General features: G+C 57.6%; 23 protein-coding genes. 7 read left to right on the forward strand and 16 right to left on the reverse strand.

What is annotated here, in order from left to right; translation table 11 throughout:
* Positions 1-17: 17 nt before the first annotated feature.
* The 15 genes from ccoM to EP166_RS00620 form a co-directional block, all read right to left on the reverse strand.
* Positions 18-140: a cytochrome c oxidase subunit CcoM gene (gene ccoM, locus EP166_RS21590; RefSeq protein WP_281276727.1), complete on the reverse strand. Its 123-nt coding sequence runs from the start codon at positions 138-140 to the stop codon at positions 18-20.
* A gap of 137 nt (positions 141-277) precedes the next feature.
* Positions 278-1,018, reverse strand: a complete 741-nt coding sequence (gene fnr, locus EP166_RS00555; RefSeq protein WP_127554869.1) for a fumarate/nitrate reduction transcriptional regulator Fnr — start codon at positions 1,016-1,018, stop codon at positions 278-280.
* A gap of 115 nt (positions 1,019-1,133) precedes the next feature.
* Complete coding sequence (gene ttcA / locus EP166_RS00560; RefSeq protein WP_127554870.1) at positions 1,134-2,090, reverse strand: tRNA 2-thiocytidine(32) synthetase TtcA; 957 nt, start codon at positions 2,088-2,090, stop codon at positions 1,134-1,136.
* Positions 2,091-2,203: 113 nt separating this feature from the next.
* A complete protein-coding gene (locus EP166_RS00565) occupies positions 2,204-2,746 on the reverse strand; it encodes an adenine phosphoribosyltransferase (RefSeq protein WP_127554871.1) in 543 nt (180 codons plus the stop codon).
* Positions 2,747-2,829: 83 nt separating this feature from the next.
* Complete coding sequence (locus tag EP166_RS00570; RefSeq protein ID WP_127554872.1) at positions 2,830-3,411, reverse strand: gamma-glutamylcyclotransferase family protein; 582 nt, start codon at positions 3,409-3,411, stop codon at positions 2,830-2,832.
* A 445-nt stretch (positions 3,412-3,856) separates the two neighbouring features.
* Positions 3,857-4,501 carry a sulfite exporter TauE/SafE family protein gene (locus EP166_RS00575; protein ID WP_127554873.1) on the reverse strand — a complete coding sequence of 215 codons (645 nt, stop codon included), beginning with the start codon at positions 4,499-4,501 and terminating at the stop codon, positions 3,857-3,859.
* Entirely contained in the window at positions 4,498-4,740 is a 243-nt protein-coding gene (gene ccoS, locus EP166_RS00580; RefSeq protein ID WP_127554874.1) for a cbb3-type cytochrome oxidase assembly protein CcoS, read from the reverse strand. Before ccoS ends, EP166_RS00575 begins: the two co-directional genes overlap by 4 nt.
* A gap of 36 nt (positions 4,741-4,776) precedes the next feature.
* Positions 4,777-7,188 (reverse strand): heavy metal translocating P-type ATPase, encoded by a 2,412-nt coding sequence (locus tag EP166_RS00585; protein WP_127554875.1) that lies wholly within the window; start codon positions 7,186-7,188, stop codon positions 4,777-4,779.
* On the reverse strand, positions 7,185-7,691 hold the full coding sequence (locus tag EP166_RS00590) for a FixH family protein (protein ID WP_127554876.1): 507 nt from the start codon (positions 7,689-7,691) through the stop codon (positions 7,185-7,187). Before EP166_RS00590 ends, EP166_RS00585 begins: the two co-directional genes overlap by 4 nt.
* 68 nt (positions 7,692-7,759) lie before the next feature.
* On the reverse strand, positions 7,760-9,169 hold the full coding sequence (ccoG, locus tag EP166_RS00595) for a cytochrome c oxidase accessory protein CcoG (RefSeq protein WP_127554877.1): 1,410 nt from the start codon (positions 9,167-9,169) through the stop codon (positions 7,760-7,762).
* Positions 9,170-9,265: 96 nt separating this feature from the next.
* Positions 9,266-10,165 (reverse strand): cytochrome-c oxidase, cbb3-type subunit III, encoded by a 900-nt coding sequence (gene ccoP / locus EP166_RS00600; RefSeq protein WP_127554878.1) that lies wholly within the window; start codon positions 10,163-10,165, stop codon positions 9,266-9,268.
* Positions 10,165-10,344: a cbb3-type cytochrome oxidase subunit 3 gene (locus tag EP166_RS00605; RefSeq protein ID WP_127554879.1), complete on the reverse strand. Its 180-nt coding sequence runs from the start codon at positions 10,342-10,344 to the stop codon at positions 10,165-10,167. Before EP166_RS00605 ends, ccoP begins: the two co-directional genes overlap by 1 nt.
* 4 nt (positions 10,345-10,348) lie before the next feature.
* A complete protein-coding gene (ccoO, locus tag EP166_RS00610; protein WP_127554880.1) occupies positions 10,349-10,954 on the reverse strand; it encodes a cytochrome-c oxidase, cbb3-type subunit II in 606 nt (201 codons plus the stop codon).
* A 17-nt stretch (positions 10,955-10,971) separates the two neighbouring features.
* Positions 10,972-12,411, reverse strand: coding sequence for a cytochrome-c oxidase, cbb3-type subunit I (gene ccoN, locus EP166_RS00615; protein ID WP_127554881.1), 1,440 nt, complete (start codon positions 12,409-12,411; stop codon positions 10,972-10,974).
* Between the two features lie 223 nt (positions 12,412-12,634).
* Positions 12,635-14,098 (reverse strand): hypothetical protein, encoded by a 1,464-nt coding sequence (locus tag EP166_RS00620; protein ID WP_127554882.1) that lies wholly within the window; start codon positions 14,096-14,098, stop codon positions 12,635-12,637.
* A 278-nt stretch (positions 14,099-14,376) separates the two neighbouring features.
* Here EP166_RS00620 and EP166_RS00625 point away from each other — a divergent pair, with 278 nt between their 5' ends.
* Complete coding sequence (locus EP166_RS00625) at positions 14,377-14,649, forward strand: acylphosphatase (RefSeq protein ID WP_213678365.1); 273 nt, start codon at positions 14,377-14,379, stop codon at positions 14,647-14,649.
* Here the strand turns inward: EP166_RS00625 and EP166_RS00630 are convergent.
* Positions 14,646-15,203, reverse strand: a complete 558-nt coding sequence (locus EP166_RS00630; RefSeq protein ID WP_127554883.1) for a lytic transglycosylase domain-containing protein — start codon at positions 15,201-15,203, stop codon at positions 14,646-14,648. The two genes, EP166_RS00625 and EP166_RS00630, sit on opposite strands and share 4 nt — an antisense overlap.
* Positions 15,204-15,453: 250 nt before the next feature.
* On the opposite strand from EP166_RS00630, the gene aspS reads away from it, so the two are divergent.
* Genes aspS through ruvB form a run of 6 tightly spaced genes read left to right on the forward strand, consistent with a single transcriptional unit; the run spans position 15,454 to position 20,834 of the window.
* Positions 15,454-17,226: an aspartate--tRNA ligase gene (aspS, locus tag EP166_RS00635; RefSeq protein ID WP_127554884.1), complete on the forward strand. Its 1,773-nt coding sequence runs from the start codon at positions 15,454-15,456 to the stop codon at positions 17,224-17,226.
* A 38-nt stretch (positions 17,227-17,264) separates the two neighbouring features.
* A complete protein-coding gene (locus tag EP166_RS00640; protein WP_127554885.1) occupies positions 17,265-17,996 on the forward strand; it encodes a YebC/PmpR family DNA-binding transcriptional regulator in 732 nt (243 codons plus the stop codon).
* A 31-nt stretch (positions 17,997-18,027) separates the two neighbouring features.
* Positions 18,028-18,552 (forward strand): crossover junction endodeoxyribonuclease RuvC, encoded by a 525-nt coding sequence (gene ruvC / locus EP166_RS00645; protein WP_246026192.1) that lies wholly within the window; start codon positions 18,028-18,030, stop codon positions 18,550-18,552.
* Positions 18,549-19,193 carry a trimeric intracellular cation channel family protein gene (locus EP166_RS00650; protein WP_127554886.1) on the forward strand — a complete coding sequence of 215 codons (645 nt, stop codon included), beginning with the start codon at positions 18,549-18,551 and terminating at the stop codon, positions 19,191-19,193. Before ruvC ends, EP166_RS00650 begins: the two co-directional genes overlap by 4 nt.
* Positions 19,190-19,795, forward strand: coding sequence for a Holliday junction branch migration protein RuvA (gene ruvA, locus EP166_RS00655; protein WP_127554887.1), 606 nt, complete (start codon positions 19,190-19,192; stop codon positions 19,793-19,795). Before EP166_RS00650 ends, ruvA begins: the two co-directional genes overlap by 4 nt.
* Before the next feature lie 31 nt (positions 19,796-19,826).
* On the forward strand, positions 19,827-20,834 hold the full coding sequence (gene ruvB, locus EP166_RS00660) for a Holliday junction branch migration DNA helicase RuvB (RefSeq protein WP_127554888.1): 1,008 nt from the start codon (positions 19,827-19,829) through the stop codon (positions 20,832-20,834).
* Positions 20,835-20,904 lie beyond the last annotated feature (70 nt).

The raw sequence follows: 20,904 nt of genomic DNA on the forward strand, positions 1-20,904 counted from the left end.
CTGGCGCCATCTGATGCCTATTCGTCGCTGTTGTGGTCGTTGTGCAGGCCCTGATAGACCACATAGCCCCATATGCCCATAAAGCCGACGATAAGACCTACGGTCAGCAAGCTTGCGAATACAACTGTGTCCATATACATGATCAGACTCCTCAGTTCAGAATGTTTGAGATCAGTATAGGGAGCGGTAGGCGTGTGGGGCTTGATGTCTGTCAGGCAAAGCACGTCGGATACTTGATCTGGATCAAGTATCCGGGAGGGTAGTCTGCAGGCTTGGCTCAGGCGCTGATGCCGAGCTCGATGCGTTCGCAATCAGCCAGGCTGGCCAGGCGGGTCAGGGCGTTGAAGTCGTCAATGACGATGTCTTTGGCGCTGTCACTCTCACCCAGAATGCCTTGCTTCTGAAAGCGAGTGAACACCCGGCTCACCGTTTCCACGGCCATACCCAGGTAGTTGGCGATGTCGCCGCGAGACATGGTCAGCCGGAAACTGGTGCCTGAGTAACCCCGGCGCTTGTAGCGGGCAGCCAGGTTGAGCAGGAATGAAGCCAGGCGTTCTTCGGAGCTCTTCTTGCTCAGTAACAGCATCATTTTTTGTTCTTCACGCAATTCCTTGCTCATCAGCCGCATGAGATGACGGCGCAGCTCCGGCATCTGTCCTGAAAGGTCGTCGAGGCGGTCAACCGGTATCTCGCAGATATTCGAGGTTTCCAGTGCCCGGGCGGTGGCGGAATAGCTGACGGCGTCGTAGCTGTCCAGACCGACCAGCTCGCTGGCCAGGTGGAAGCCAGTGATCTGTTCTTCACCTTCCTGGGTCAGCGTAAAGGTTTTGATGGTGCCGGTGCGAACCGCAAAAATGGAATGAAAGGCTTCACCCTGATGGAACAGAATGTCACCTTTTTGCACAGGGCGCCCACGCCGGATGATGGAATCGAGTTGATCCATTTCCTGGTTGTTCAGCGCCAACGGCAGGCAAAGAGGGTGCAGGCTGCAGGTGTTGCAATGAGTATTCAGCTTCACAGTGTGCTCGCTCCAGGCGGTTTGACCGTAGATGCAGGTCGGTTTTGTCTATCAGCCATGGTAGCTGAATCAACGTCCATTACCAGCCCCATGCGGTTAATCGCGCAGGGTGAACTCAGTGTTCACTGCCCGGAACCCAGGTATTGACCGATGTCTGTGCCATGGGACTGAATTCTCCGCCATCGCTGACCGGTGCCAATGGGATACCGGTTGCTTGTAGCGAGACAAAATCGTGCAGGGAGCGGTCCGCCAGCTGAGATGGCGCGACGTTTTGAATCGCCCGGAAGATGTTCTCCACCCGACCCGGAAATTCTTTCTCCCAGCCCCGTAGCATGGCCTTGATCGACTGGCGCTGCAGATTCTCCTGAGAGCCACAGAGATTGCAGGGGATGATCGGAAACTGCATAAAGGCCGCGTAGCGTTCGATGTCGGCTTCCCGGCAGTAAGCCAGTGGTCGAATCAGAACATTGGTGGCGCTGTCGCTCAGTAGCTTGGGTGGCATGGCTTTGAGTTTGCCGCCGTGAAACATGTTCAGAAACAGGGTTTCCATAATGTCATCCCGGTGGTGACCCATGGCGACCTTGGTCGCCCCGATCTGATCGGCAAAGGCATAGATGGTGCCGCGACGCAGACGCGAGCAGATACCGCAGGTCGTTTTGCCCTCGGGTACCATGTCTTGCACGATGCTGTAGGTATCCCGTTCCAGAATGTGAAATGGCACGCCGCGCTGTTTCAGGTAGTTGGGCAGAATCTCTTCGGGAAAGCCGGGCTGTTTCTGATCCAGGTTCACCGCGACCAGTTCGAAATTCACCGGCGCGCTGCGCTGCAGGCTGATCAGGATTTCCAGCATGGTGTAGGAATCTTTCCCGCCCGAAAGGCATACCATGACCTTGTCGCCTTCTTCAATCATGTTGAAGTCGGCAATGGCGCGGCCGGTTTCACGGCGCAAGCGTTTCTGCACCTTGTTGAACTCGGTTTTGGCCTTCTTTTCGGCTGCGACGGTCGGCGAGTCTGCAGAGGGTTCAGCGAGGGCGGCTGCGTCTGTAGTCGGGTGGTTTGACGTGAGGGTCATGCCTGAATCCATACCTGTATAGCTGTAGCGACAATGCGGGCGCGTGTTCTACCACCTACGCTCCCAGGGAACAAGCTTTGCGATAAAAAAGTCTGCTCAAAGTACAGCAGTCGTTATTTGCCCTCATAAGCCAGTAGGGTGAAAGTGGGTATGCTGGCTTCACCCAGAATCTTTACACCGCCCATGTCGGGGAGATCCACCACAGCGGCGGCCTCGACCACGCTAGCACCCTGGCTCTGAATCAATGTGGAGGCGGCCAGCGCCGAACCGCCGGTGGCGATCAGGTCGTCAAAAATCAGTACCCGGTCACCGTCGCCACAGCTGCCTTTCTGCAGTTCCAGGCTGCGTTCACCGTGAGGCAGAGTAAAATGTTCGCTGGCGACGTTGCCCGGCAATTTGCCACCTTTGCGCACCAGAATAATGGGTAAGTTTAACTGGTAGGCGATGATACTGCCCAGAATAAAACCCCGGGCTTCCAGGGCGGCAACGTGGGTGATGTCTGCGTCCAGGTAGCGTTCGACAAAGGCGTGAGCGCACAGGTGCAGGGCTCGGTTATCGTTGAACAGTGGGGTCAGGTCGCGAAAAGTAATACCGGCTTCGGGCCAGTCCGGGTAGCTTTTGATCCGGTTTTTCAGGGTGATCTGGTCAAAGCGCATCGTCGATTCTCCGGGTCGGTTTGCAAACAAGTCTTCTGGCCGTTCATTGGCTTGGCTGTTCATTTACCGAGAGTTTAGCAGACTTAGCGACGGGCCCCGATAAGCTCGGGCAGACTGCGATGCAGCAGGGCATCAATGTCCGGGCGTCGGCTGTGATCCGACAGGGCGCGCGGATAGGCAGGCGCCTGGCGGTCATCGCGCAGGTGCTGCCACGGCGTTGTCGAGGCGATGAACCGTTCCGCAAAGTCCGGGCTGATCGCCAGGCAGCCGTTCAGAATGACATCCAGATAGGTTTGCAGGATAGGACGTTCGGGAATCGGATCATCCGCGCGGGTACCGACATAGGCCCACAATGGCCGGTGTGTGGGTAGCGGGATATCACCCAGATTTTCGACCTGGCTCCAATCGATGCGAAGTCGGTCATAGCCGCGCTCGCGCTGATCAAACCGGGCCAGGTTGTCATTATCGACGGCAAACACCACGCCATTGCAGCGGGCCTGGTGGTCCTGGTGCGCGCCCAGGGCCGTGGCGCCGTAATCCGGGACCGGAACGGACCAGCGTCGTGCGATACCGCTGACATCGACGGGATAGGCCAGACCACTGACCCCGGTTCGGCTGCGGCTCTCGGCACAGATGAGGCTGCCATAGCCAAAGATGCAGTGCATGAATGTCCTCCTGGCAGGTTGTTGGAAAAGGCTCCCTGCCTTTTTCAAAACACTAGGGAGCCTCTGAACAACTCCCCCAGGGCTCTGCGCGAGCCAAAACGTTCTGCCACAAGGCGCACTTCGCAGCGCAATGGCCGTAGCCCTTGTCAAGAAGTGCAACGCCGGGGCAGGACGTTTTGGCCGCGCCCTCCGGGGCTTTCCGAGGAACGTAGCCACCGCGTTGGACTCATTTGAAAGGTCTAGACATTCCTGCATGAGTCCGCCTTGTGGCAACGTCCCTCGGATAAGCCAGAGCCCCGGGGGAGTTATTCAGAGACTCCCTAGAACCAAAAAATTGCGATTTTTGCTTCTCTCACAAAATCGATGACTTGATGGTCATCAATGTTGCCGGAGCGTCCTTATTCCGGCAGCAGGCGGCTGACATTCTTCGAGTTTCAACCGCCTGCTAGTGCCCCATGGAAACCGCCTGAAACGCCAACCAGGCGGCAAAGACCAGCAGACTGCCACCCAACACCCGGCGCACCCAGGGTCTGTTCAGTCCACGCTGAAAAGGTTTTGCGGCGGCGCCAGTCAGCATCATGGCTGGTAGAGTGCCAAACCCGAAGCAGAGCATCAGGCCGGCGCTGGCCCAGGGGTTGGCGGCGGTTGCCGCGAAACCGAGGGCTGAATAGACCAATCCACAGGGTAAGAACCCCCAAATCACCCCCAGCGGGTAGGCTCGTCGAACGGTTGTGACCGGCAGCCAGCGTTTTGCCAGTGGCTGCAGGCGTCTCCACAGCGGCAGTGCCAGCAGTTCTACCCGGGTGATCCAGGCGGCGATGTTCAGATAATACAGGGCGATCAGCACCAGCAAGGCCGCAGCAATAAGCCTTAGTACCGGGATGGTACTGGCCGGTAACCAGGACAGACCAGCACCGATCAGAAAGCCCAGTCCGGTATAGGTGGTAATTCGGCCCAGGTTGTAGGCGGCCAGAACAGGCGCTCCCTTGCTGTTGACGCCGAAAGCCACGGTCAGGCCGCCGCACATGCCCAGGCAGTGACCGGCTGAGATGATCCCGATCAGCACAGCGGACAGGGCATCAATCATCATAATGGCGAGGAGTCCTGCGGATCGGCTGATACGGGTTCATCGGGTTTTGCCGGCCCGCTCCCGGAGCGGGAGCGATCGGGCCGGTTAGGCACCATGTCGCTGTCATCATCGAACAGGATACGCTGTGCCGGGCTGTCCAGGTCGTCGTACTGGCCGCTGTTGACCGTCCACCAGAACAAGCCGCCACCTAGGAGCAGCAGCAACAGGCTCACCGGAATCAACAACAGTAGAATGTCCATGATCGTGCTCCATTTACAGGGTGTTTGCTGGTTGGTTCAGGACAAGCGGCGCAGACGCAGGGCGTTTCCCACCACCAGCAATGAACTGAGCGACATGCCAATAGCGGCTTGCCAGGGGGCAACCCAACCCAGGGCCGCCAATGGTAAGGCCAGGCCATTGTACAGCAAGGCCCAGACCAGGTTCTGACGGATCACTCGCCGGGTCTTTCGGGCGGCCTGAATGGCCAGCGCCAGCGTGGTCAGGTTTTCATTCAACAGCAGAGCATCGGCGGCCTGCTTGGCAAGATCGGTTCCGGATGACATCGCCACGGACACGGGCGCACCGGCCAGAACCGGGGCATCGTTTATCCCGTCGCCCACCACCGCGACGCGGGCGCCCTGGCTGGTTTGCTGGTTGACCCAGCCCAGCTTTTGCTCGGCACTGAGACCAAAATGAAACCGGCCATTAAGGCTTAGGTACGCCAGTCTCGGATCCAGCTCGCCGTTGGGATCACCGGTGAGGATATGGCAGCGTACGCCGAGTGTTTCAAGGGACTCCAGGCCCGGCAGAGCGCTACCACGCAGGTCGTCGTTGACGGAAAAGGCGGCCAGTGCACGGCCGTTCAGGCTAAGCCAGATACGGCCGGAGGCGGATGTTGGGGTTGCTGCTGACCCCTCGCTGGCAAAGTCCCAGTGGCCAAGGCGCCAGGTTCCGGCGGCGTCCCGTGCAGACTGTCCGGCCCCCGGGTGGCGTTGGTGATCCCGGAGTTTGCGTACTGGTGTACCAGGTGGCTGAGCCTGTCGGAACGCCCGGGCAATGGGGTGTTCGCTGGTGCGTTCGAGTTCGGCTGCAATCGCGATCAGGTCAGCTTCAGTAAAGCCCAGGCGCTCTGCTTCGGCTTCAGGGTAGACGCCCGTCAGCACGAAGTGGCCTTCGGTCAGGGTGCCGGTTTTGTCGAAGGCCAGGTCGGTGACTGACGCCAATTGATCGAGTGTATGACCGCGGGTAATAATCAGTCCGCGCTGGCGCAAACTGTTGGTGGCCTGAGCCAGCACCGTCGGGGTAGCAAGACTCAGCGCGCAGGGGCAGGTGACCACCAGCACGCTGATGACGACCCAGAAAGCCCGGTCCGGCGCTACCCAAAGCCAGACCAGGCCAATAATGGCGGTGATCAATAAAGTCGAGGCGACAAAATGGTGGGCTCCCCGGTCGGCCAGTTCGGCCAGGCGCGGTTTTTCACTGGCGGCCCGTTCTAGTAGTTGCATCAGGCTGGAGGCTGAGCTGTCCTGCCCGGTGCGCTCAACGTCGACTTCGACGGCCTGGCTTTGGTTGAGAGTGCCGGCGAGAACGGCATCACCTGGTGCCTTGGAACGCGGTTTGAATTCGCCGGTCAGCCGGGACTCATCGAATTCGCTGCAGCCTGATCGAACCACACCATCCACCGGGCACAGCTCTCCGGCCTGAATCAGAATGCGTTCACCGGCGTGAATGTCGCGCAGCGCCTGACGTTGCCAGTGTCCCTCCCGCCAGACCTGGCAGGTTGCTGGCAGATGGCTGGCCAGCGCATTGCCGCTGGCATGCACTGAGGTACGAGCCCGAAATTCCAGAAAGCGGCCAAGCACCAGAAAGAAGGTGAACATATTGACCGATTCATAATAGACCTCGCCGCCGCCGGTCAGGGTTGCCCAGACACTGGCAACAAAGGCCGAGCCGATGGCAAGCGCTACCGAAACGTCCATCGACAGGTGTCTTACTTTCAGGCTGCGCCAGGCCGATCGGAAGAATGGCCCAGCGGCAATAACCACAACGGGAATGGTCAGGACCAGGCTGGCCCAGCGAACCAGCAGTTCGGTACTGCCCGTCATGTTGCCGCTGTAGATGGCCACGGCATTCATCATGGCCTGCATCATGCCAAGGCCGGCAATACCCAGACGCAATACATATTGGCGCTGTTCTTTCTGGCGCAGCAGCTCTTCCTGATCCGGGCGGTAAGGGTGGGCGCGGTAACCCAGACCAAATACCGCCAGAAAGACATCGCTCAGTGGCAGTTGATCCGGGTTCCAGCTCACCTGGCAACGGTGGCTGGTCTGGTTAAAGTGAACACTGGTAACGCCGGGCAGACGGGCAAGGTGTTTTTCAATCAGCCAGCTGCAAGCAGAGCAACTGACGCCTTCAATCATCAGGGTGGCCGTCAGTTGGCCAGGGTTGGGCTGGCTGACAAACTCCGCCTGGACATCGGCGCGGTCATAGAGCAGCAGTTTTTCCCGATCGGAGTCAGTAACGGGCGGTGCTGCCGGCGCCTGAGCCGGGTCGTGGAAGCGGTAGTAGGCTTCCAGGCCATTGTCGAGAATGGTTTGCGCGGCTGCCAGGCAGCCGACGCAACAGAATGGACGGGGCTCGCCAGCGACGGTCAGGCGGTATCGGTCATCGTAAACCGGTAAGCCGCAGTGAAAACAATCCGGATTCATCGCACCCTGGGTAGCAAGGTCTGGATGGTGCTGCTGGGCAAGGTTACACGACCGTGTAAGCGCCAGTTGGTGTCGCTATCCAGCGGTTGCAGCAGCAATGAGCGTTCGCCTTCAATGCGCTCGGGCAATTGACCGGTGAAGCGGCCATCCGGTGTTCTGCTCAGCGTTACTTCAACATCCCGCTGAGCATGGGTATCGAAAACGAACAGCAATGTCAGCGCCTGCGGCGGCGTGTCGAGATTGCCGTCCAGACGTACGCTGATGCGGTCACCGATCATCTGCATTTGAGCGCCCAGTTGCAGTTCCATCGCCAGATCGTCTGCTTCGGTACTCACGATGTAGCTTCGACCGTCCTTGTAGACATCGTCGATAACTGATCCGTCGCTGGTGACAACCGAGATGTAAATCATCCAGATACCGGCGGGCACGACGAATAACATGGGGCTGAATACCAGCCAGGGCCAAAACTGCCGGTACCAGGGGGTTATCTCAGTGTGATTCACGTTGTATCTCCAAAAAATAGGCGGCGTTTACACGCCGCTGCAAGGCTTGAAATGGGAGGTGCCCGGGATCAGAAGTTGGCCGGGCCAAAGAAACGGCTCTCGGTTTCGGTGCTGACCTGTGAATCATCCAGTGCCGTAGCGGTAAAGAACACATCGTTGTTGGGCAAGGCCAGGTCTTCGGGTGGCAGCACCAGACGAACGGTAAACTCAGCTTCACCGCCTGCACTGATTTCGATTTGCTCGGGTGCGATCAGTTCAACGCCTTCGAGACCAGTGACACTCAGGGCATAGCTGCGATCTACCTGCGACATGTTCATCAATTGGATGTTGTAGCTGTTTTCTATCTGGCCTTGAGGGGTAATTCGGTGCAAGGCACCGCGTCCACGCTCGATGGACATCTCCAGCGGCACCCGGGTGGCAATTACCCAGGCAAACAACACCACCATAATGGTCAGTGCAGCGGCATAACCAATCAGGCGGGGGCGCAAAATATGCGATGGCTTGCCTTCCAGTGCGTGTTCGGTGGTGTAGCGAATCAGCCCCGGTTCATAGCCCATTTTGTCCATGACACTGTCGCAGGCGTCGATACAGGCAGCACAACCGATGCACTCGTACTGAAGGCCATCGCGGATGTCGATACCGGTTGGACAGACCTGAACACACAGATCGCAGTCGATGCAATCGCCCAGATTCAGCTCCTGCGGGTCAATACCCCGACGGCGAGAACCCCGGGGCTCACCGCGTTTTTCATCGTAGCTGACGATCAGCGTGTCCTGGTCGAACATCACCGCCTGAAAGCGAGCATAGGGGCACATGTAAATGCATACTTGCTCGCGCAACCAGCCAGCGTTGCCATAGGTCGCCAGAGTGAAAAAAGCAATCCAGAACACCGCCCAGGCACTGGTACTGAACGTAAAGAGGTCGGGGATCAGTTGGCGAATCGGGGTGAAGTAGCCGACAAAGGTGATCGCCGTAGCCAGCGCGACCAATACCCATAACAGATGCTTGGCGAATTTACGGCCAAACTTTATCAGTGTCATGGGTTGTTCATCCAGCTTGATCCGGGCATTGCGCTTGCCCTCGGTTTTCTCTTCGATGAACATGAAAATCCAGGTCCAGGCACTCTGCGGGCAGGTATAGCCACACCAGACCCGGCCAGCGAACACCGTGACGAAGAACAGGGCAAAGGCACAAATGATCAGCGCCCAGGAAAGCAGCATGAAGTCCTGTGGCCAGAAGGTGATGCCGAACACATGAAACTGTCGGCTAGGCAGGTCGAACCAGACGGCCTGGCGGCCATTCCAGTTCAGCCAGAGTGTGCCGAAATAGGCAGCAAACAGGAAAGCACCGCCATAGACACGCAGGGAGCGATAGAACCCCTTAATGCGGCGCACATAAATTTTCTCACGTTCCTGGTAAAGGTCGACCGTTTTGACGGTGTTGTCCGTGACGTCTTTGACTTCAATTTTTTGGGTCATTGTCCGAACTTACTAATAGGCTTGGGGAACAGGCTGGCCGGTTTCCGAAACCCATTAACGGGGAGCAGATGGCTCTGCTCCCCCGGGCTGTGCTGCTTATTGATTACTCAGGTCATAAACATAGCCAGACAGAATGTGCACTCGCTCTTCACCCAGAATGTTTTGCCACGCAGGCATGTTGCCCGCCCGGCCATTGTTCAGGGTGTATTGTACGGAATCCCGAACGGATTCGCCGGGAATCCGGTACAGCCAGATGTCATCCGTAAGATTGGGCGCGCCCAGGGCCTGGTTGCCCGTTCCGGTTTCGCCATGGCAGGCCACGCAGGAGGCGTTGTACAGCGCCTCACCCTGGCGGGCGAGCGATGCGTTGACGTTATCCTGTTCAGACAGCTGCATCACATATTCCGTCACCGCGCGCACGCCCTGGGCACCCAAAGCATCGCCCCAGGCCGGCATCTGGCCACGGCGACCGTTGATCAGGGTGGCTTTGATGGTTTCGCCACTGCCACCGTACAGCCAGTCATCGTCGGTCAGGTTGGGGAAGCCATAACCGCCTTGACCCGCCTGGCCGTGGCACAAAGCGCAGTTATCTTCAAACAGGCGCTGACCGATACGCATGGCCTGAGGATTGTCGGGTAAATCTTCCACTGGCATGCTGGCCAGGCGCTCGTATATCTCGCCGTAGCGACGGTCGTGCGCGATCTGAGCATTGGTGAGCTCTTTCTGCGATGTCCAGTTCAGAAGGCCGTCCCAGTTACCAACGGGATACGCAATCAGATAACCGACTGCGAAGACAATGGTGATCCAGAACAGGTTCAACCACCATTTAGGCAGGGGGTTGTTGAACTCTTCGATGCCATCGAAGCTGTGGCCAGTTGTTGACGCCCCTTCGCCACCCGGATCTTTCATGCGCCGGGTCAGGGTGATCAGAATAGCCAGCCCGACGATCGAAATACCCGTCAGGATAAAGATGTAAGCACTCCAGAAACTGCTCATTATTTGTCGTCTCCTGTCCTGGCTTGGGTCTTTTCATGCAGCGCTTCGTCTTCGAACGGCAGGTTGGCCGCTTCGTCGAATGTCTTTTTGCGCTTGCTGCTGTAGGCCCAAATCACAATGCCAAAGAACGCAATCATGGTGAATATTGTGGCCAGACCTCTGAAATCGTTGATATCCATAGGGTTAACGGCCTGTCACAAGGGTGCCGAGCTGTTGCAGATAGGCTACCAATGCATCGATTTCAGTGACGCCATCAACTTCACTTTCAGCATTGGCAATCTGCTCATCGGTATAGGGCACACCTACGCGACGCAGGGCGGCCATTTTTGCACCGGTTTTAGAGCCATCGACTGTCCATTCGAACAACCAGGGAAAGGCGGGCATGTTGGACTCGGGAACGACCGAGCGTGGGTCATACAGATGCGCTTTCTGCCACTCGTCACTGTAGCGCTGGCCGACTCGTGCCAGGTCTGGCCCGGTGCGTTTTGAACCCCAGAGGAAAGGGTGTTCATACACATCTTCACCTGCCTGGGAGTAGGGGCCATAGCGTTCGACTTCAGCGCGCAATGGCCGCACCATCTGGGTGTGGCACACATGGCAGCCTTCGCGAATGTAAATATCCCGGCCTTCCAGTACCAGGGCGCTGTGGGGTTCCAGGCCTTCGATGGGCTCGGTGACTTCGTCCTGCGAGAACAGGGGAACAATCTCGACCAGACCGCCGAAACTGATGGCTACCAACACCAGCGCGACCATCAGGCCGACGTTCTTTTCAACCGTTTCGTGTTGCATTGTATCCGTCCTAACCGTTAAGCGGGCTGAGCGGCGGTGTCAGCCGCACTGGTTTTTTGTTCGCTCCGGATGGTCATCCAGACGTTGTAGGCCATCAGGAACATGCCAGACAGAAATACCATGCCGCCGATCATGCGCACGACATAGCCAGGCCAACTGACTTCAACGCCTTGTACGAAGCTGTACATCAGCGTGCCGTCGGTATTGACCGCGCGCCACATCAGGCCCTGGGCAATGCCGTTGACCCACATGGCAGCGATGTACAGAACGGTACCGATGGTTGCTAGCCAGAAGTGAGCGTTGATCAGGGAGATGCTGTACATCTGCGTCTGACCGTAGAGGCGCGGAATGGTGTGGTACAGCGCGCCGATGGAGATCATCGCCACCCAGCCAAGTGCACCGGAGTGTACGTGGCCAATGGTCCAGTCGGTATTGTGCGACAGCGCATTCACCGTCTTGATGGCCATCATCGGGCCTTCAAAGGTGGCCATGCCGTAGAACGACAGAGACACCACCAGGAACCGCAGAATCGGGTCGGTACGCAGTTTGTGCCAGGCACCGCTCATGGTCATCATGCCGTTGATCATGCCACCCCAGCTCGGTGCCAGCAGAATCAGAGACATGACCATGCCGAGGTTCTGAGCCCAGTCTGGCAGTGACGAGTAGTGCAAGTGGTGGCCACCGGCCCACATATAGACGGAGATCAGCGCCCAGAAGTGAACAATCGACAGACGGTAGGAGTAGATGGGGCGTTCAGCCTGCTTGGGCACGTAGTAGTACATCATGCCAAGGAAGCCAGCGGTCAGGAAAAAGCCCACCGCGTTGTGGCCATACCACCACTGGACCATGGCATCCATGGTGCCAGCATAGGCCGAGTAGGATTTGAACATCGACACCGGGATGGCGGCACTGTTAACGACATGCAAGACCGCAACGGTAATAATGAACGCCAGGTAGAACCAGTTGCCGACGTAGATGTGTGACATCTTGCGGCGGCTGATGGTACCCACGAAGACGGCCAGGTAAGACAACCAGACCAGTGCGATCAGTATGTCGATGGGCCATTCCAGTTCGGCGTATTCCTTTGATGAGGTTAAACCCAGCGGCAAGGTCGCTACCGCGGCAACGATGACGGCCTGCCAACCCCAGAAGGTAAATTTAACCAACCCTTCGAAAGCCAGCCGGGCCTGGGTGGTGCGTTGAACAACGTAATAGGAGGTCGCAAACAACGCAGAGCCACCAAACGCAAAAATAACGGCGTTGGTGTGCAGCGGACGCAACCGGCCAAAATGGAAATAGGGGCCGAAGTTCAATTCCGGGAATGCCATCTGGGCGGCGATGATGACGCCAACCAGCATACCGACAATCCCCCAGACAACAGTCATGATGGAGAATTGACGCACAACCGTATAATTGTACGTCGTCTGCTCCTCAGGCACGGTAGTAGAGTTGCTCATGGATCAGCTTCCGATAGGGTGTGTAAGGGTTAAAAGGATTAGGCGGCGAAAGTATGCTGAGTCGATATGCCATTTGCAAATGACACAGGTCAATAACATCGCCATAAGTTATTGTTTTGTCGATTTATTGCGATTCTTTCCAGAGAGTGTAGAACACTGTGCCAGTCCTGCTCGAATCCTGAACAGAATTTGATCGGGCTGGCAGAGGTTTTACCGTCAGTGTTTAGACAGCACTGCGCTTCAATCTGATCTGATCGGTGGTTTCACCACGTTGCAACAGAGACTGTGCTCTTGCTTCCAGCGCCAGTCCATGGCGAAAGTTTTTCAGGCGAATGGAGCTGTTGCTGGTGCAGTAACCTTTGTGCGTGATGAGTGAATCGTTGCCCTGAGTGCTGATCAGCAGGGCTTCAGACAAGCGGTCTTTTATGCGCACCGCAACCGGCTGCAGGTTGCCGGTCAGATACTCAAGGCCGCAAATTCGCCCCCGGCTGTCGCGGTGCATCCAGCGAACGATCCCGAGCCGGCCTTCACTATCGGGGCCATCGTCCTGATCGCGGTGCATCAGCACGTCGCCAACGTTCAGTGAGACGGTGTCGTCCCTGAGGCGAATACAGGCCCCTTGTTTACTGGTATTGAGCGTGGTGACGCTCGCCAGTTGTTCTTCACGGCTACCGTTAACCCGCAAGTACTGGTGCACCGAATGCAGGCCGATGGCGGCCTGGGTTTGCTGTTCAAGCAGATCCCGCTCGAAACGGCGTGAGCCCACTTGTTTCCAGGCGGAAATGGCTTTCTTAAGCGTCATGAACAGGTCAATGCTGTCAATGTCGGCGGGCAATCCCAGTTTTTCGGGAGAAAGACCCTGGCGCTGGTTTTTCATGTGCTGTCGTGCCTGTTCGATGACCGGCAAGGGATTGAGTACCAGAATGGACTCGTCGTTTCCGGCCCCCTGGATTTGGCGGGCGGTTTGTATACCCCGGTTGGCTTCGGTATCAATATAGAAGTAGCGTGTGTTGAAGTCTCGCCGTTCCTGATGGCTGAGCCGGGCGCGGAATGCCCAGTGGCCGAGGTAAACATCCAGAATCATGCGCTCGGTATGGCTGAGGTGTTCCGTCTGACTGGCTGACAACAGCAGCGCATGCTTGTAGCGCGTCTCTATATCGCCGCGGTCCGGTGCCAGCGCCTGAAAATCAGTCAGTCTTCGCTGGCTGGCGAATTGAAACAACCGGTGCATTTCACCCCAAAGGGCGCCAGGCTGGCTGCGGTACTGGGATGAAAAGTCATTGAGATGGATCGACAGGGCCGATATGGCCCAATACACAAAACGGGCCCACTCTTCTTTGGATCGGGGTGTGCAGTCACGCAACAACAGCTTGGTCGCATACGACAGTTCCCGGTTGCATTCCGACAGCAACGTCGTGGAAAGCCCCCGGTCGGCCATAACCGGTGCTTGCTGCATATAGATGAGGTAATGCTGTATCAGGTTCTCGGTCAGTTCCTGGCGTATTTCACCCTGCAGCGGAACCCGGTTCAGGTTGTGCAGATAAGAGGCAATTTTTTCCAGTCTGGCGCCAACGTGCTCCGCTTCCATGACCTGGTTAACCAGGACATCACGGTACAGTGCCAGCGTATCCTGGCTTAGGTGCAATGCCTGATTTGGCAGCGTAAGGTGCAAGGCCGCGAAACTCATTTACACTCTCCCTCTGATCGGTTACTACCCGTTGGGCTCGATCTCCCAGACTGAACATAGTCGGTGCAACGAAAGATCAATGTTCCAATTCGCATTTTCAGGAGCCATTCTTTCTGAGATGTGATGCAGATCACATAACGAACGCTGTTAATTTTTTCGCACGCTGTTAGCGCTTCTGGTCGAAAGTGACGATGAACAGAAGACAGATCGTCGCCTGACCCGATAAACTTTGCCCGGACTGTGGGACTGTTCTCGAATTGGCACTGGGGTGCATTGCTATGTTGTGTATGAAAGCCTGGGTATACGGCAAGGTTCAGGGCGTTGGCTACCGGATGTTTTGTCGGCGCCAGGCGCGGGATCTGGGTATTCAGGGCTATGCCATTAATCTGGACGATGGCCGCGTGGAGGTCATGATGATGGGAGATGAGCCGCAACTGGCCGCCATGCTGGAGGCGCTCCACGAAGGGCCCCGCTTCTCTCAGGTATTGGGTGTCGATGTAGAGCGGGTAGACCCGGGCGATCCACCTCCTGAGGGGTTTATGCTGGGTTAACCAGCGTTAAAGCGCCAGCGTTCGTGCCAGTAACGCAAGACTCTTTCCGGGTACCAGGTCTGGCCGCGGCTGCCATTGTAGCGTGCCAGGGCACGAATCAGGCTGCCATCTTCTATATCAAGATAGTGCGCAAGAATGGTACAGCCGTAGCGAAGGTTGGTATCCAGATCAAAGAGGTTATCGTCTTCCCGACCGATCTCCCGGGTCCAGAAAGGCATGATCTGCATCATGCCGCGAGCCCCGGCTGATGAAATGGCGTACTGGTCAAAATTACTTTCAACCTGTATCAGTGCCAGCACCAGCCCGGGGTCGAGTCCGGCCGCCGTTGCTTCACGATGGATGCGGCTGAGCAAGTCAATGCGCTCATCGGCCGGTTTGACCCAGCGACCCAACGGCGTCGACATGCTGGCCAGCCAGACCTGTCCGACATAACGGTCCTCAAACGAACCGTCCTGCGCCAGGGCCGTTTCCAGGGAGGCCAGGAGTTGCGGGTCGGGGTTTTCTTCCGCTTGCACCGGTGCCAGCCACAGCAGGCACACAAGGGTGAATATCATCGGTCGTATCACGGCAAATCCTGGCTCGGGAGTGGCAACACACTGGCGGAGTTTAGCCGAAAAGCACGGCGTTTTGCCAAGAGAGTGCCAGACAACCGCCTCTGAACGCCGACACTTGGGTAATATAAGGTGGGCTGTCCAGCCGGAATGTTTGCCGCTTAATTCAACGCGAGCCCGTGGTAGTCTATCCAGTGCGCAATCGGTATAATGCCGCCCTTTTCGAATTTGAACCGCCAGATCAGGATATCTTATGCGAAGCCAATACTGTGGGGAGCTGGACAGCGCCTCGATCGACCAAACCGTTACCATCAGCGGCTGGGTGCACCGTCGTCGCGATCACGGCGGCGTGATTTTTCTGGATGTGCGTGATCGCGCGGGCATTCTGCAGGTCGTATTCGATCCTGACCTCGAAGCCAGCTTCAATACCGCCGACCGGGTGCGCAGTGAATACGTTATTGAAGTGACCGGCCTGGTGCGGGCACGTCCTGAAGGCACCATCAACAAGAATATGGCCACCGGCGAAATCGAGTTGCTAGGCCGCGAGATCACGGTATTGAACGCCGCCAAGACGCCGCCGTTCCCGCTTGACGAATATTCGGATGTGGGTGAGGACGTTCGCCTGCGGTACCGTTTTATGGATTTGCGCCGGCCGGAGATGCAGCAGAAGCTGATTCTGCGCAGCAAAATCACCTCCAGCATCCGCCGGCACCTGGAAGACCAGGGCTTTCTGGACATTGAAACACCGATTCTGACGCGGGCGACCCCCGAAGGCGCGCGCGACTACCTGGTGCCAAGCCGCACGCACCCGGGCGAATTCTTTGCGTTGCCGCAATCCCCGCAGCTGTTCAAGCAACTGCTGATGATTTCCGGCTTTGATCGCTACTATCAAATCGCCAAATGCTTTCGTGACGAAGACCTGCGGGCCGATCGTCAGCCCGAGTTTACCCAGATCGATATGGAGCTGGGGTTCGCCGATGAGCAAACCATCATGGGCATCACCGAGCATATGATTCGAGGCTTGTTCAACGATGTACTGAAGGTCGATCTTGGCGATTTTCCACGTATGCCCTACGCCGAAGCGATGGAGCGTTATGGCAGCGATAAGCCCGACCTGCGAATCCCGCTGGAACTGGTAACGGTCAGCGATCTGATGAGCGAGGTTGATTTCAAGGTGTTCTCTGGCCCGGCCAATGACCCAAAAGGGCGGGTTGCTGCCTTGAAGGTAACCGGGGGCGCTGAGCTGACGCGCAAACAAATCGACGATTACACCAAGTTTGTCAGTATATACGGTGCTCGCGGCCTGGCCTGGATCAAGGTCAACGACGTGACTCAGTTGCCAGACGGCCTGCAGTCGCCCATCGTCAAGTTCATTCCCGAGCCGATCCTGAAAGAGCTGATGAGCCGTCTTGATGCGCAAAACGGTGACATCATTTTCTTTGGCGCTGACAAGGCCGGTGTGGTGAACGATGCGCTGGGCGCGTTGCGTTGCAAGCTGGGTGAAGACCTGAACCTGTTTACGTCGGATTGGGCCCCTCTGTGGGTCGTTGACTTCCCAATGTTTGAAGTGACCGGCGAAGGCCGCCTGGCAGCGTTGCATCACCCGTTTACATCACCCTCCTGCTCAGCTGAAGAGCTGAAAGCCAACCCGGCAGAGGCGCTGTCTCGTGCCTACGACATGGTACTCAACGGTACTGAGCTCGGTGGCGGTTCCATTCGTATTCACGACGAAGCCATGCAGCATGTGGTGTTCGATGTGCTTGGCATCAGCCCGGAGGAGCAGGAAGAGAAGTTCGGCTTCCTGTTGTCAGCCCTGCGCTTTGGTGCGCCTCCGCACGGTGGTCTGGCGTTTGGTCTGGACCGGCTGGTAATGCTGATGACCGGTGCTGAATCGATTCGTGAAGTCATCGCTTTTCCGAAAACCCAGACGGCCGCTTGTTTGCTGACCCGGGCTCCTGGCGAAGTGAGCAACGAGCAACTTAAAGAACTGAACATTCGTGTGCGCAAACCGGTTGCCGAGTCCTGAGGGGCGAGGCACCGGTGGCTGAAATGACGAGGTAACTTATGGCAGGTCATAGTAAGTGGGCCAACATTAAGCACCGCAAAGCGGCCCAGGATGCCAAGCGTGGCAAGATTTTCACCAAATTGATTCGTGAACTCGTCGTTGCGGCTCGCAACGGCGGTCCGGCGCCGGAGGATAATCCGGCGCTGCGCAGCGTGATGGATAAAGCGCTGACCGCTAACATGAAGCGCGACACGATCGATAAGGCCATTGCCCGTGGCGTGGGTGCCGGTGAGGGCGACGACTACGAGCCCATGACCTATGAAGGGTACGGTGCTGGCGGCGTGGCGATCTATGTTAAATGTCTGTCCGACAACCGTAACCGCACGGTCTCTGAAGTCCGCCACGCCTTTACCAAGTGCGGTGGCAATCTCGGTACCGATGGCTCAGTAGCCTATTTGTTTAGCAACGCCGGTCAGCTGTTTATCGAGACGGGCAGTGAAGAAGCCGTGCTTGAAGCGGCGCTCGAGGCTGGTGCCGAGGACGTCATCAATCATGAAGACGGCAGTTTCGAGGTGCGTACCAGCGCCGAAGAATTTCTGACCGTCAAAGAAGCGCTCATCGAAGCCGGTTATGACGTGGAAGGGGAGGTCACCATGATCCCCAGCACTGAAACCGAGCTCGACCCTGATACCGCCGAGAAAGTGCAGCGCCTGATCGACATGCTGGAAGATCTGGATGATGTTCAGGCTGTGTATTCCAACGCGGCTTTTCCTGAATCAGCGGAAGCTTGAACCTCTTGCCGATGGGCCCGGGAGCCAGTCTGTGAGTCTGATCATCGGCATTGATCCGGGGTCGCGCAAAACCGGCTTTGGCATCATCAGCCAGGTCGGTTCGCGGCAAGAGTACGTAACCTCCGGGGTGATTCGCCTGGAGTCTTTCCCCACCTTTCCCGAACGGCTCGATAACCTTTATACCTGTCTGATGGAGGTTATCGGGCAGTGGTCGCCACAGGAAGCCGCCATAGAACAGGTGTTTATGGGGCGCAGTGCCAGTTCGGCTTTGAAACTGGGGCAGGCCCGGGGTGTTGCCATGCTCGCGGCCACACAATCGAAGTTGCCGGTCAGTGAATATGCGGCACGCAAGATCAAGCAAGCGGTGGTGGGAAAGGGCGGTGCCGACAAGGTGCAGGTGCAGCATATGGTTCAGTTTCTGCTCAAGTTGCCGGGGCTGCCACAGGAAGATGCCGCTGATGCACTGGCTGTGGCTTTGTGTCACGCCAACACACAGGCCGGGTTGATTCGTGTGGCTGGCAGTCGTCATTCGCGCCGGGGGCGCTGGCTCGAATGACCGTGCTCTATGCCATCGAATTATTTGGTGTCGCTGTTTTCGCCATGGCCGGGGCGCTGGAAGCTGCGCGCAACCGTCTCGACCTGTTTGGCGTGTTGGTGTTGGCGTTTGTATCGGCGCTCGGCGGAGGAACGCTCAGAGACCTGCTGTTGAATGTTTCTCCGCTGGCCTGGATCGGTGATGTTAATCTGGCCTATACCGCGTTCGGTGGCGGGCTGCTGATGTTTTTTCTGGCACGCTATTTTGCCGTTCCGTTCAAGGTGTTGCTTTATGCCGATGCCATTGGCCTGGCGGCGTTCACGGTCTCCGGCACCCAGGCGGCACTGGCGCTCGAACTGCCCGGGCTTATCGTGGTGATGATGGGCATGGCGTCCGGCATTTTCGGAGGCATTCTGCGCGATATCATGGCCAACGAAGTGCCGCTGATTTTCCGGCGCGACATCTACGCCACCGCCAGTTTTTGCGGGGCCGTTCTGGTCTGGCTGGGCCACCAGGTCTGGCCCGGCTCGCCCTGGATATGGGTGGCCGGGTTTGCCCTGGTGCTGGCCGTACGGGCTGCCGCCATTCACTGGCGATTGTCGTTACCCGGCTTTCTCAGTACCGTAGCGTATCGAAAAGACAACCACCCGAGGGATTTATGATAGGGCGACTGCAAGGTGTATTGCTCGAAAACCGCGCGCCGGATTTGCTGGTCGACGTGCACGGCGTCGGCTATGACGTACAGGCGCCGCTGTCGACCGCCTTCAAACTCCCACCAGTTGGGCAGACCGTGGTGTTGCATACTCACCTGGCGGTGCGGGAAGACGCGCACCTGTTGTTCGGGTTTGGTAGCCAGAAAGAGCGCAGCCTGTTTCGTGCGCTGATCAAAACCAGCGGTGTCGGCCCCAAGCTGGCGCTTGCCATTCTGAGCGGTATGGAGCCGGATCGCTTCGTTCAGTGCATTCATGATGATGATCCAAGCACGTTGGTGAAGATTCCGGGGGTTGGCAAAAAAACCGCAGAGCGACTGATTGTCGAAATGCGCGATCGCATCAACGACCTTGGGGGGGCCGAACGTTTGTTGGCCATGCCGGTTGTGGGTGAGCCTGAATCCGGTGAGCCAAGACCCGAGGAAGATGCCGAAAGCGCCCTGGTCGCCCTGGGCTACAAGCCGGTGCAGGCCGCCAAAGCCATTGCTCGGGTGACCGAACCCGGAATGGACTCGCAAAGCCTGATTCGCGCCGCTCTGAAACACATGATGTAACGGGTCTCACCCCCGAACCGGACACCCGACCATGATTGAAACCGATCGATTTATAGCGCCAGAACCCCAGAGCCCGCGCGAAGAGCAATATGACCGCGCTATACGGCCTACCAGCCTGGCGGAATACATTGGCCAGGCGGTGGTGCGTGAGAAGATGGACATCTTCATCAGTGCTGCCCGCATGCGTCAGGAGCCACTGGATCACACCCTGGTGTTTGGCCCGCCGGGTTTGGGTAAAACCACGCTGGCCAATATCATCGCCCATGAAATGGGGGTGAGCATCAAGACGACCTCAGGCCCTGTGCTGGAAAAAGCGGGTGATCTGGCGGCGATGCTGACCAACCTGGAATCTGGCGACATACTGTTCATCGATGAAATTCATCGCCTGGCACCGCACATCGAAGAAGTGCTGTATCCGGCCATGGAGGACTACCAGCTCGACATCATGATCGGTGAGGGCCCGGCGGCACGCAGCATCAAACTCGATCTGCCGCCCTTTACCCTGGTTGGCGCCACCACCCGGGCGGGGCTGCTGACCTCGCCGTTGCGCGATCGCTTCGGGATTGTCGAACGGCTGGAGTTCTACAGTGTTTCTGAACTGACCCAGATTATCGAGCGTTCAGCGGGCAAGCTGGGTGTCACCATCAACCCAGAGGGTGCCACCGAGATTGCACGTCGTTCGAGGGGTACGCCCCGTATCGCCAACCGCTTGTTGCGCCGGGTTCGTGATTACGCCGAGGTCAAGCACAGCGGCTCGGTCGACCATGAGATTGCTGATCTGGCGTTGGACATGCTCAATGTCGACAAAGCCGGCTTCGATCATCTGGACCGGCGACTGCTGCTCATGCTGATCGAGAAGTTTGCCGGCGGGCCGGTGGGGGTGGAGAGCCTCGCTGCTGCGCTCAGCGAAGAACGCGATACCATCGAAGACGTCGTCGAGCCCTACTTGATTCAGCAGGGGTATCTGATTCGCACTCCCCGAGGCCGGATGGTGACCGATTTGGCTTACCTGCATTTTGACCTGGAACGCTCCGGTTAACGGCCTCGCAAACCCGTTCCCGGGGCTGTGCAAAGGGATCGAAAAGCCCAAAGGCCGTTTCGGACACTGC

It is taken from the genome of Saccharospirillum alexandrii, from assembly GCF_004000275.1.
Taxonomy (GTDB): domain Bacteria; phylum Pseudomonadota; class Gammaproteobacteria; order Pseudomonadales; family Natronospirillaceae; genus Saccharospirillum; species Saccharospirillum alexandrii.